The organism is Actinoplanes sp. SE50/110 (assembly GCF_900119315.1).
Classification (GTDB): Bacteria; Actinomycetota; Actinomycetes; order Mycobacteriales; family Micromonosporaceae; genus Actinoplanes.
Map to the genome: position 1 here is coordinate 5,801,385 of NZ_LT827010.1, position 12,236 is coordinate 5,813,620.

Sequence of the window (12,236 nt, forward strand, 5' to 3'; positions counted from 1 at the left end):
CTCCGGCACTCAGAGGAGACCGGCGGACTCCGCGATCAGGCAGACCGCGACCATCCGCACCATCGGCCAGGCGGCGGCGCTCCAACCGGCCACCGTGGTCGGGGCCGCGCCGGGGGCGGGCAGCGGACGGCCGGCCCGGACCGCCGCGGCGGCGATGCTGCGGGCGTACGCCGCGAGCCCGTCCGCGTCCAGCATCCGGCCCGCGCCCAGCACCGCCTCCCGAACGGCGGCCGCGTGCTGGTCGAGGGTGGCCAGCAGACCGGGGGCGGCGAACGCCGCGGCGAGACCGTCGACGCCGACCCGGGCCATCATCTCGTCGAGGTAGACGGCGGCGGAGACGGCGGAGACGGGGGCGGAGGCAGCGGCACGGTTCGTCATGCCGAGAAACCTAAACGGCGCCGGACGGCCACGACAGGGGCGTGACCGAACGGCACCGCAGCCGCACCAAGCTGCAACCGACTACAGCGGCAGCGCGTCCATCGCCTTGAATATCCGCTTGTCAGAGACGGGATAGGCGGTGCCGAGGGACTGCGCGAAGAAGCTCACCCGCAGCTCCTCGAGCATCCACCGGATCTCCCGCAGCCCCTCCGCGGCCGGCCCGCCGGGCGGCGCCTCGGCGAGCAGCTCGCGGTACTCCGTCTCGATCTCGTGGATCTGCGTGGTCAGCTGACGGTCCCGGCCGACGCCGCCGCCCAGCCGGTCCATCCGGTGGGCGATCGCCTTGAGGTAGCGCGGCAGGTGGTGCAGCTGGCGCCAGCCGGTCTCGGTCACGAAGCCCGGGTACACCAGGCCCTTGAGCTGCTGCCGGATGTCGGCCAGCGCGGGCAGCAGCCCGGGGTCCTTGAGCTGCCTGATCCGCTGATCGACGTCGTACGCCGTGGAGAGCACCGCCTGCACCTGGGTGACCACGTTGGCGACCGCGTCGACCAGGTCCTCGCGGACGGTGTCGCGCAGCGAGGCGAACTCGACCGACGACCAGACCGGCCCGCCGGCGTCGGCGACCAGCCGGTCCACCGCGGCGCCCGCGCAGTCGTCGAGCAGGTCGGCGATCGACCGGTACGGGTTGGCCCGGGACAGTTCGAGTTTGGCCCGGTTGTCCAGGCGGCCCTGCAGGAACCGGGCGGCCGGCGGCAGCGTGAGAAGCAGCAGCCGCCGGGTGCCGGCGCGCATCGCGACCCGCTGCTCGGCCTCGGTCTCGAAGACCTTGACGCCGACGCTGGCGCCCTCGTCGACCAGGGCCGGCCAGACGGTCACCGCATAGCCGCCGCGCTGCTGGGCGACCCGGTGCGGGATCGCCCCGAAGTCGTTGGTGGTGATGCCGGTGCGTTCGAGGTTGCCGGCCGCCCGGGAGATGGTGGCCTGCACCTTGGGCGCCAGGGCGCGCCGCAGCACGTCCAGGTCGCGGCCTTCGGCGACCACCTCGCCCGCCTCGTTCACGATCCGGAAGTTCATCCGCAGGTGGTCGGGGACCTGGTCGGGGCGCCACGCGTCGCGGGGCACGATGGTGCCGCTGAGCCGGCGCAACTCGCCCGCGATCGCGTCGGGCAGCGGGCCGCGGCGCACCGGCACCCGGTCGAGGACCGCGTCGGCCCAGTCCGGCACCGGGACGAAGCTGGTGCGCAGCGCCTTGGGCAGGGCCCGGATCAGCGCGATCACCACGTCCTTGCGGAAGCCGGGCACGGACCAGCCGAAGTCGTCCGCGTCGATCTTGTTGATCAGGTCGAGCGGCACCCGGACGGTCACGCCGTCGGCATGCGAGTTCGGCTCGAACTCGTAGAGGAGCGGGAGTTTGACGCCACCGGCCAGCCACGCGTCCGGGAAGGCGTTGGGGTCGACGGTGTCCCGCCCGGCGTTGACGAGGTCTTCCCGGGTGAAGGTGAGCAGATCCGGGTTCTCGTGGCGGGCCTTCTTCCACCAGCCGTCGAAGTGCCGGGAGGAGACGATGTCGGCCGGGATGCGCGCGTCGTACAGCGCGTGGACCGCCTCGTCGTCGACCGCGATGTCACGCCGCCGGGCACGATTCTCCAGCTCGGTGATCCGGCGCAGCAATTGCCGGTTCGCCTCGAAGAACTTGTGGTGCGTGTCCCAGTCGCCCTCGACCAGCGCGTGCCGGATGAACAGGTCCCGGGCCACCACCGGATCGATCTTTCCGTAGCCGACCCGGCGCCGCGGAATGATCGGCAGACCGTAGAGGGTGACCTTCTCGAACGCCATCACGGCGCCCATCTTCCGATCCCAGTGCGGCTCGCTGTAGGAGTGTTTCACCAGGTGCGGGGCGAGTTTCTCGGCCCACTCCGGCTCGATTCGGGCGTTTACCCGGGCCCACAGCCGGCTGGTCTCCACCAGCTCGGCCGACATCAGCCAGCGCGGCTGCCGCTTGAACAGCGCCGATCCGGGGAAGATCGCGAATTTCGCGCCACGCGCCCCGAGATATTCGCGCTTGTCGGTGTCTTTCAGGCCGATGTGGCTCAGCAGACCCGCGAGGAGCGCGGTGTGCACCGGCTGCGGCGCGACTCCCGACTCCCAGTCCTCGCGGAAATTCAGCTCGAGCGTACGGACGACCTGGCGCAGCTGTGCGTAGATGTCCTGCCATTCCCGCACGCGCAGATAGTTGAGGAATTCGGCGCGGCAGAGCCGGCGGAACTGGTTGCCGGACAGCTCCTGCTGCTTCTGCCGCAGATAGCGCCACAGGTTGAGGTAGGTGAAGAAGTCCGATTCCTTGTCGGTGAACCGGCTGTGCTTCTCGTCGGCCTGCTGCTGCCTGTCGGCCGGCCGCTCGCGCGGGTCCTGGATCGACAGCGCCGCCGCGATCACCATCACCTCGGCCACGCACTCCTGGCGGTCCGCCTCGATCACCATGCGGGCCAGCCGCGGGTCGACCGGCAGCTGGGCCAGCTGGCGGCCGATCGGGGTGAGCTTGCGGTCCTGCAGGGCGCCGAGCTCCTCGAGCAGCTTGATGCCGTCGGTGATGTTCCGCTTGTCCGGTGGGTCGATGAACGGGAATTTCGCCAGGTCGCCGAGGCCCAGGTTGGTCATCTGCAGGATGACCGAGGCCAGGTTGGTGCGCAGGATCTCCGGCTCGGTGAACTCCGGCCGGCCGTCGAAGTCCTCCTCCGAGTACAGCCGGATGCAGATGCCGTCCGACGTGCGGCCGCAGCGGCCCTTGCGCTGGTTGGCGCTGGCCTGCGAGACCGCCTCGATCGGCAGCCGCTGCACCTTGAGCCGGCTGGAGTACCGGCTGATCCGGGCGGTGCCGGGGTCGATCACGTAGCGGATGCCGGGCACGGTCAGCGACGTCTCGGCGACGTTGGTGGCCAGCACGATCCGCCGGCCGGTGTGCCGCTCGAACACCCGGTGCTGCTCGGCGGCGCTGAGCCGGCCGTACAGCGGGACGACCTCGGTGTTGCGCAGGTCCTTCCTGGTGAGCGCGTCGGCGGTGTCGCGGATCTCCCGCTCGCCGGACAGGAACACCAGGATGTCGCCGTCGGCGGGCAGTTCGTCGACGGCGGCGGCGATGCCCTCGATCTGATCGATCGGCTCCTCACGGATCTCGTCATCGTCGATCACCTGGGTGGTGATCAGCGGGCGGTAGCGGACCTCGACCGGGTAGGTGCGCCCGGAGACCTCGATCACCGGGGCCGGCTGGCCGGCGGCGTCGGCGAAGTGCTCCGCGAAGCGCTGCGTCTCGATCGTCGCCGAGGTGATGATCAGCTTGAGGTCGGGCCGCTTGGGCAGCAGGTCGCGCAGGTAACCGAGGATGAAGTCGATGTTGAGGCTGCGCTCGTGCGCCTCGTCGATGATCAGCGTGTCGTAGCGGCGCAGCATCCGGTCGGTCTGGATCTCGGCCAGCAGGATGCCGTCGGTCATCACCTTGACCAGCGTGTCCTCGCCGGCCTGGTCGGTGAAGCGCACCTTGTAGCCGACCGTGGCGCCGAGCGGCCGGTCCAGCTCCTCGGCGATCCGCTCGGCGACCGTGCGGGCCGCGATCCGGCGCGGCTGGGTGTGCCCGATCTGGCCGCGCACGCCCCGGCCCAGCTCCAGGCAGATCTTCGGAATCTGGGTGGTCTTGCCGGAGCCGGTCTCGCCGGCCACCACCACGACCTGGTGGTCGCGGATCGCGGCGGCGATGTCGTCCTTACGGGCGCTGACCGGCAGCGCCTCCGGATAGGTAATCGGGGGCACGGTGGCGGCCCGGCTCGCCAGGCGCGCCTCGGCCCGCTCGACCTCGGCGGTGATCTCGGCGAGCGCGGCGGACTTGGCGGCGTCGTCGCGGATCCGCCGGGTCCCCTCGAGACGGCGCCCGATCCGGTGTTCGTCACGGGGCAGGAGCTGGGTGATCCGGCTGCGGAGCTCGGCCGGCGGAGCGGAGGGCGATGTCGACATGGCGCGCCAAGGATAGGCGCATCCCGGCGCGATCGCCTGGTGATTAACACCGCCCTCCGCCGGGCGTCAGCTTCCCGGGAAGTGCTGCGGGTGGTCCGCCAGCCACTGATCGATGGTGTCGTTCCCGACGGCCGCGAACATCTCGGCGGCCGCCCCGGTGTCCAACTGCACCGCGGCGCCGGCCGGCGTCTTCAGGTTCGCCGAGGTGTACGGCACGGTGGCGTAGGCGATGTTGCGCGGCCGGATGTCGCGCACCGCGAGGACCAGGTCGCGCAGGTCGAGGTTCTCATCGACGGTGAGCGAGTCGGCCGCGATGCCGAGCAGCTCGTCGAGGGCCAGCGGCTTGTAGAGCAGGTTGTTCCTGGCCACCTTGCTGATCACGGCCTGGACGACCAGCTGCTGGTTGTGGATCCGGCCGAAGTCGCCGCCGGGCACGTTGTAGCGCTGCCGCATGAACTCCTCGGCGATGTCCCCGGTCATGTCGTGGCAACCCGGCTTCCACTCCCGGTCGGAGAAGGTGGACTTGACGTCGTAGGGCACGCAGACGTCGACCCCGCCGACCGCGTCGACCAGGTCGCGGATGCTCGCGAAGTTGGCGATCATCGCGCCGTCCAGCGGAATGCCGGTGAGCTTGCGGACCGTGGTGGCGGTCAGCGCCGCCCCGCCGAACGCGAACGCGGCGTTGATCTTGTTCTTGCCGCCCTTCCAGGTACCGCCGGCCGGCACGTCGACGTAGCTGTCCCGCGGGATGGAGACGATCGTGGCGTGGTCCCGGGCCCGGTTGATGTGCACCAGCATGATGGTGTCCGAGCGCTCGCCGATCGGGCTCTTCTCCCCCGGTTCGGCGGCCCGCGAGTCGGAGCCGAGCAGCAGCAGGTTGAGCGCGCCGTTCTGCCAGTTCTGCCGGCTCTGCGCGGCCTCGTCGGCCGGCGGCGAGGGCAGCAGCGCGGCCCGGTCGACCTTGCCGGTGTAGTGGTCGACCAGCAGCAGGCCGCCGCCGGCCACCCCGCCGGTGAGGACCACCACCAGCACGGCGATCAGGATCAGCGCCTTCTGCCAGCCGGGCCGCCGGCCGAACCAGCCGCGCCTGCGGGGCGGGGCGTCGTCGCCCGGGATCAGCTCGCCGTCCTGATGATCTGGATTCACGCGCCTCACTGTGCGGATGACGGTACGACCGGTCAAGGTGGACGACTCACCCGTTCAGCCCTTTCCCACCGGCCGGAATGGACGGTGTCACCCCGTTTCCCCCGGCCGTACTGAATCGGTATCCCGGATGACGGGATACCGATAACCGAATCGAGGTCGAGGGTGATCGTTGTCGCAGAGGACCACGACGACATCCGTTACGTGCTCAAGCGTTCCCTGGAGCGGGCCGGGCACCGGGTCGTCGTGGCGGCCGACGGCGTTGCCGCGCTGGCCGCGATCAAGGAACACCGTCCGGACCTGGTGGTCACCGATGTGGACATGCCGCAGATGACCGGACTCGACCTGTGCCGGGCGATCAAGGCGGACGACGATCTGCGGCACATCCCGGTGGTGGTGGCCAGCGGGTCGCTGCTGCCCGGCGACGAGCGGGCCAGCGACGCGGGCGCGGCGGCGACACTGCTCAAGCCGTTCGTGCCGGCCCAGTTGCTGGCCCTGGTCGCCGCGCTGATCCCGCAGCCGGCCACCGACGGCGCCGGTCCCCGTACCGGCTAGTCCTGGTGCTGATGGTCGGGCACCGGGGCGCGCAGCCGGGCGGCGGCCGGGTCGTGCGCCGACGGGTCGGCGGCCGGCAGCGCGGACAGGCCGGGCAGCCGGCTGTCCAGGACGGCGGCCCGCTCGGCCAGGGCGCGGTCCAGCGCCGCGCGTACCCTCGCGTCCTCCTGCTCGGCGGGTTCGGCCGGGATGTGTCTCATGTCGTTCTCCTCTCGGGTGGCCGCCGGTGACAGCGGCAGGGTGAAGTAGAAGCGGGTGCCACCACCGGGGTTGTCCTCGACCCCGATCTCGCCGCCGTGCCGAACCACGACCCGGTGGCAGATGGCCAGGCCGAGCCCGGTGCCGGCGTACCCGGCCGAGCCCTGCGCCCGGTGGAACGACTCGAAGACCCGGGCCTTCTCCGGCTCCGGGATGCCGATCCCGGCGTCGGACACCTCGATCCGGGTCCAGCCGGGCACCGCGGCGGGCCCGGCGGTGACGTCGGCGCACGGCACCGCGCCCGGACGGACGTACTTGAACGCGTTGCCGACCAGGTTGTCCAGCACGTGCCGGAGCATCGCCGGATCGGCCCGGACCGACGGCAGCGGGCCGACCGACCACCGCGGCTCGGCGCCGCCCTGGCCGCGCAGGCTCGCGGCCCGCTCCTGCAGCACCTCGCGGACCAGCGGTTCCAGATCCAGGTCGACCACGTTGAGCGGCGCGTCCCGGGCGGTGCTGTACGCCAGCAGCGTCTCGATCAGCGCGTCCATCCGGTCCACCGAGCGGATGATCCGGCCCAGCGAGGAACGCACCTCGGCCTCGTCACCCGGGTCGTCGAGGGCCAGCTCGCAGTGCCCGCGGACGATCGCCAGCGGCGCCCTCAGGTCGTGCGCCACCACGCCCGCGAAGATCGACAGGTCCTGTTCGTAGCGGCGCAGGCCGGTGACGTCCCGGTAGACCGCGACCGCACCGCGCAGGCCGGCGCTCGGGTCCAGCGGCCGGGCGTCGACCCCGAGCAGCACCCCGTCCGGCCGGCCCGGGTTGCGCACGAACAGCTCCGCGCCCTCGACCGTCTCGCCGTGCAGCGCCCGGATCAGCGGCATCTCGTCGACCGGGAGTGGGGTGACCCGGTCCGGCCGGTACACGCCGTAGTGCCGCTGCCACCGCTCCGGTGCGTCGCTCGACTCGGTCACCCCGGTCAGCCGCCGGGCCGCCGGATTCTCCAGCAGCATCCGGCCGTCGGCGTCGATCACGCTGACCCCGTCGCCGATGGTCGTCATGATCGCTCCGAGCAGCCCGGCCTGCCGGCGGCTCTCCGCCTCGGCCGCGCGCAGCTCGGTGGTGGCCTGTTCGACCCGCAGCCGGGCCCGGTACCGGCCGCCGGCCAACACCTGGACCAGGCCGGCCAGCAGGATGCTGAGCAGCAGGCCGCCGGCCAGCACGGTGCCCGGCAGGTGACCGCCGGCGCCGGGCAGCCGGGCCGAGTCGGCCTGCAGGGTCAGCTCCCAGACGTGGTCGGCGACCGGGACCGCCTGCTCGCGGCGCAGGTCGCGCTTGCCGGGCACGCGCAGGGTGGCCACCTCGGCCCGGGTGCCGTCGCTGTTGACCGCGACCAGGCTGCCGTCGAGCTGCTGCTGGCTGACCGTGCTGAGCACGCCGGCGAGGAAGTCGCCGCCGCGCAGGCCGAGCACCACCCAGCCGCGGAATACCGGGTTGTTGGCCCGGGTCCAGATCGGCGCGGCGAAGACGAACGAATGCTGCCGCTGGGCGGCCGGAATGTCGCGGTCGCGGAGCAGGACGTAGGTGTCGGAGACGGCGGTGCTCCCGGTTTGCCGGGCGGTCTGCAGGGCGGCGGCCGGCTGCGGCACGCCGGCCACGTCGGTGCCGCCGGTCGCGGTGACCGTCTCGTCCTCGTTCAGGTTGCGGCTGAAGACCGTGAAGTAGTGCTCGCCGAGACCGGCGGCCGGCCGCAGGGTCAGGCCGGAGGCCCCCCGGGCCCGCCAGCTCCGCTCGGCCGCGGCCACCCCGGCGGTGGCGACCGGGGCCACGAAGGCGATCGCGGCCGCGCCCTTGAGCCCGGCCCCGGCCAGCGGCGCGCTCGCCTGGTCGAAACCCGCCCAGGTGAGGGCGGGTTGGTCGGCGAGCCCGGCGGCCAGGGTTTCCAGCAGATCGCGGTAACGGTCGGTCTCGGCGGTGACCGCGGACAGGGCCATCCGGGTGCGCTGGTCCATCACGTGGCGGGCGTTGTCCCGCTGGGCGCCGCGCAGCCCGGCGACGGTCAGCAGAGTGCACAGCAGTCCGGCGAGCACGACCGCGGTCGCGAGCGCCGGACCTGTGTATCGACTCCGTCCCTCCACCACATGCAGCGTATGCCGCAAAACGCCCGGATCGGACCGACTTGCTATTTCCAGGTGTCGTACCGGTACAGGTTGAACGCGGTCATCAGGCCGGTCACCTTGGTGTAGTAGTTCGGGTCGGTGGCGTACCCGGCCTTCCACACCTGCCAGATGAAGTTGTTGGCGTCCCGGGTGTAGGCGAAGGCCGGCGCGTACCGGCTGTTCACCCGCAGGAAGCTTCCGTGGTCGCGGAACGAGTCGGCCATCGACGCGTAGGTGCGGAACGCGTCCGAGGTCGGAAAGCATTTACCGGCCTTGTCACACTCGGTCGTCGCGTACACGTGACAGCCGCTGGCGATGGACCCGTACGAGCCCTTCTGGCACTTGATGCCGAAGTAGTTGCGGTCGACCGCGGCCAGGCCGCTCTTACCCCAGCCGGACTCGAGGATCGCCTGGGCGATGGTGACCGACGGCGGTACGCCGAACTGCCGCCACCCGGCCTGCGCCCCGGTCACCGCGGCCGCGATGAACTGCGCCTGCGTCATGCTGGGCGTGGCCGGCGCGGTGGCCGCCGAGGCGGCGCAGACCTTCAGATCGGCGGAGACGACGTACGCGTGCGAGAGGTACCGTCCGTCGGTCAGCTGATCCCACTGGTTGGTGGTGCGCACCGTCCCCTTGACACTGGATCCCGGCACCGCGCAGACCAGTTGCACGGTGGCACCGTCGGCCACCTTCCGCACCGACACGCCCTGCGACGACGGCGTGGTCCGGACGTTCACCGCACCGTCCGCGGTCTTCACCCTGGCCGTCACGACCGCCGGAGCGGTCGTACCACCGGAGGTCCCGGGTTTGGTCTTGACCTTCTCGCCGACCGGCGCGGCGACGCAGGAGGGCACCTTCCCCACCGTCGTCAGGTACGCGTCTGAGACGTAGTAGCCGCTGGTCAGCCTGTCCCAGACGGCCGTGGTGCGCAGCTTGCCGCGCACGCTCTGCCCGGTGACCGCGCAGGCCACCGAGACCTTCTGCCCGTCGTGCAGGGTGCCCATGATCCCCGAGGCCAGCGACGGCTTGGCCCGGACCTTCAGCTGACTGTTGACATCGACGGTGGCGGTGACCCCGGCGGCGTTGGCGACCCCGGGGGTCACGCCGAGCCCGGCCCCGGCGGCAAGCACCAGCAGGGCGCCGGTGAGCAGTCGTCGGGAGCTGTGCCTCATGAAAACATCCCCTTTGTTCCGATCGGCGTCTGAACAAAGGTCCGACCCGGCCGTTGCGCGGCAAGAGCGCGTCCGGGTGCGGATCGGTTGCTCCTGTGATCGGTGACGCGCTTGGAAATCAGGGAGACTGGGCAAAGGTGCGTCCACCATCGGCTGGGGGACACAGGGAGAGAGCGATGACGGCGGTCGCGACACGGCGGACAAACGTCACCGGCGACACACCGAGCACCTGGCATTCGATATCACCGCTGGTGGTGGCGATCCTCGCGGCCGCCGGCGGATACCTGGTCTACCTGGGGTTCATCCGGACCGGGTTGGGCCAGAGCATCGACACCGCCGCGCTGCGCGGCGGCGATGTCCACCACGAACAGGTCACCCTGGTGCTCAGCCGCACCCTGGAGGCCACCCAGCTCGCCGTGCTCGGCGTGGTCTGTCTGGTGGCGGTCGCGGTGGGCGCGGTCCGGCGACGCTTCGACCTGTCGATCGGCGCGACCCTGCTGGTGATCGCCGCGAACCTGGCCGTCCAGCAGCTCAAGAGCCACCTGTCCCGGCCCGACCTGGACGGTACCGGGATGCCGAACTCGTTCCCCAGCGGACACACCGCGGCCGCCGCCTCGGTGGCGTTCGTGCTGATCCTGGCGTTTCCGCGGGCGCTGCGCGGGGCGATGGGGCTGCTCGGCGCGGCCTACGTGACGATCGTCGCGGTGGCCACCGTCTGGGCCGAGTGGCACCGGCCCAGCGACACCATCGCCGCCCTGTTCATCGTGCTGGCCTGCGGTGCGCTGATCACCTGGGTGATCCGGCTGCGCCGGATCGGCGGGGCCCGGCCGTCGATCGCGCCGGCCCGGGTGGCCACCCTGCCGCTGGCGCTGGTCGCCGCGATCGGCACCGCCGCCTGCCTGTTCGGCCTGGCCACCGTGGCGGTGTCCGAGCGCGTCATGCCGGATCTGGTGTCCGGCCGGTTCGCCTTTCTGACCGGTGTGGCGGGCATCGTGGCCGCCGTCGCCGGCACCTTCTACTTCTGGGTGCGGCTCACCGCCGGTGACCCGCTGCCCGAACCGCAGCAGGGAGGCAAGTCATGACCACCCCCTCACCCGAGGTCCCGGCCGGCCCGGCCGGCGTGCCGCAGGTCCCCGCCCGGGCATCCCTCGACGATCCGAGGCACGCCGGCCCCACCGTCGTGGTCGGCACCTATCCGGAGTACGCGCAGGCCCAGCAAGCCGTGGACCACCTCTCCGACAACAGATTCCCGGTCGAGCGGACCTCGATCATCGGCACCGACCTGCGCCTGGTCGAAACGGTGCTGGGCCGGCTCACCACCGGCCGCGCGGCACTGGCCGGCGCGGCCAGCGGCGCCTGGTTCGGGCTGTTCATCGGGGTGCTGTTCGGGCTGTTCGGCAACGCGAACTGGTTCTCGGTCATCCTGACCACGGTGCTGATCGGCGCGGTCTGGGGCGCCGTCTTCGGGGCGATCGCGCACGCCGCGACCGGCGGGCGGCGCGACTTCACCTCGCGCAGCAGCCTGCAGGCCGCGCAGTACGCGGTACTCGCCGACGCCGAGGTGGCCGACGCGGCCAAGGCGCTGCTGGTGCGACTGAACTGGCAGGCCAGCGGCGCTTCGTAACCGGCCGGGCAGAGAAAGAAGCGGTGCGGGTGAGCCGCACCGCTTCTTTTCTTCCGGCAGGGAGGGTGGGTCCTACAGCGTCTCGGCGGCCAGCTGGGTGCGCAGTTTCGCCAGCGCCTTGGTGAGCAGGCGGGAGACGTGCATCTGGGAGATGCCGATCTGGTCGGCGATCTGCGACTGGGTCAGGTTGCCGTAGAAGCGCAGCGTCAGGATCCGCTGCTCGCGCTCGTCCAGCAGGGCCAGCGCCGGCCCGAGCGCCACCCGGGTCTCGGCCAGCTCGTACTCGTGGTCCTCGGCGCCCAGCGTGTCGCCCAGCTCGGTGGTGCCGTCCGCGTTGATCGGGGTGGACAGCGAGGTGGCGTTGTAGGCGCGGGCGCCCTCCAGGCCCTCCAGCACGTCCTCCTCGCTGATGCCGAGGTGCACCGCGATGTCCGGGACGGTCGGCGAGCGGCCCAGCGCGTGGGTGAGCGTGCTGTTGGCCTCGGTGATGGCGAGGCGGAGCTCCTGCAGCCGGCGCGGGACGCGGACCGACCAGGTGCGGTCGCGGAAGTGGCGCTTGATCTCCCCGATGATGGTGGGGATGGCGTAGCCGGCGAAGTCGACGCCGCGCTCCGGGTCGAATTTGTCGACGGCCTTGATCAGGCCGACGGTGGCGGTCTGGATCAGGTCGTCGGTCGGTTCGCCGCGGCCGGCGTAGCGGTTGGCCAGGTGGCGGGCCAGCGGCAGCCAGGCCTCGATCGCCCGGTCACGGACCCGGCAGCGTCGCTGGCCGACCGGCAGCACGGCCATCGCGTCGAGCAGCTCGGTGGCGGTGGCCTCGGGCGCCGGGTCGGCGGAGGCGGTCCCAGCGGATCGATGAATATGAAGCGGAGCTGTTGTCATGTGGTCCTCCATCAGCGGGCAGAGAGCCGTGCCCGCACGCGGCGACCGTTCTGAAATGCAACGCTAGCCGAGAAGCTTAGCCCTGCCTAGCCGAAAGTATGAGTGACATTGCGTGAATGC

9 protein-coding genes are annotated in these 12,236 nt (G+C 71.6%); 3 read left to right on the forward strand and 6 right to left on the reverse strand.

The features are described 5' to 3' along the window. Positions 1–9: 9 nt before the first annotated feature. The 3 genes from ACSP50_RS26005 to ACSP50_RS26015 all read right to left on the reverse strand — a co-directional run bounded on the left by ACSP50_RS26005 (position 10) and on the right by ACSP50_RS26015 (position 5,529). Positions 10–378 (reverse strand): DUF6401 family natural product biosynthesis protein, encoded by a 369-nt coding sequence (locus ACSP50_RS26005; RefSeq protein ID WP_014692275.1) that lies wholly within the window; start codon positions 376–378, stop codon positions 10–12. An 81-nt stretch (positions 379–459) separates the two neighbouring features. Next, a complete protein-coding gene (gene hrpA / locus ACSP50_RS26010) occupies positions 460–4,383 on the reverse strand; it encodes an ATP-dependent RNA helicase HrpA (protein WP_014692276.1) in 3,924 nt (1,307 codons plus the stop codon). Between the two features lie 66 nt (positions 4,384–4,449). Next, complete coding sequence (locus ACSP50_RS26015) at positions 4,450–5,529, reverse strand: LCP family protein (protein WP_014692277.1); 1,080 nt, start codon at positions 5,527–5,529, stop codon at positions 4,450–4,452. Between the two features lie 162 nt (positions 5,530–5,691). Between ACSP50_RS26015 and ACSP50_RS26020 the strand changes: the two genes are divergently transcribed. Then, the gene (locus tag ACSP50_RS26020; RefSeq protein WP_014692278.1) at positions 5,692–6,081 is read left to right on the forward strand and encodes a response regulator; all 390 of its coding nucleotides are present in this window, start codon (positions 5,692–5,694) and stop codon (positions 6,079–6,081) included. Here ACSP50_RS26020 and ACSP50_RS26025 read toward each other — a convergent pair. Then, the gene (locus ACSP50_RS26025) at positions 6,078–8,417 is read right to left on the reverse strand and encodes an ATP-binding protein (RefSeq protein WP_231956717.1); all 2,340 of its coding nucleotides are present in this window, start codon (positions 8,415–8,417) and stop codon (positions 6,078–6,080) included. The genes ACSP50_RS26020 and ACSP50_RS26025 overlap by 4 nt on opposite strands. 44 nt (positions 8,418–8,461) lie before the next feature. After that, positions 8,462–9,610: a sporangiospore maturation cell wall hydrolase GsmA gene (gene gsmA, locus ACSP50_RS26030; protein ID WP_014692280.1), complete on the reverse strand. Its 1,149-nt coding sequence runs from the start codon at positions 9,608–9,610 to the stop codon at positions 8,462–8,464. Positions 9,611–9,786: 176 nt separating this feature from the next. Here gsmA and ACSP50_RS26035 point away from each other — a divergent pair, with 176 nt between their 5' ends. Then, positions 9,787–10,692 (forward strand): phosphatase PAP2 family protein, encoded by a 906-nt coding sequence (locus ACSP50_RS26035; RefSeq protein ID WP_014692281.1) that lies wholly within the window; start codon positions 9,787–9,789, stop codon positions 10,690–10,692. Then, on the forward strand, positions 10,689–11,234 hold the full coding sequence (locus ACSP50_RS26040; protein ID WP_014692282.1) for a general stress protein: 546 nt from the start codon (positions 10,689–10,691) through the stop codon (positions 11,232–11,234). Before ACSP50_RS26035 ends, ACSP50_RS26040 begins: the two co-directional genes overlap by 4 nt. Positions 11,235–11,306: 72 nt before the next feature. Here ACSP50_RS26040 and ACSP50_RS26045 read toward each other — a convergent pair whose 3' ends face one another. After that, complete coding sequence (locus ACSP50_RS26045; RefSeq protein ID WP_014692283.1) at positions 11,307–12,116, reverse strand: RNA polymerase sigma factor SigF; 810 nt, start codon at positions 12,114–12,116, stop codon at positions 11,307–11,309. Between the last annotated feature and the right edge of the window lie 120 nt (positions 12,117–12,236).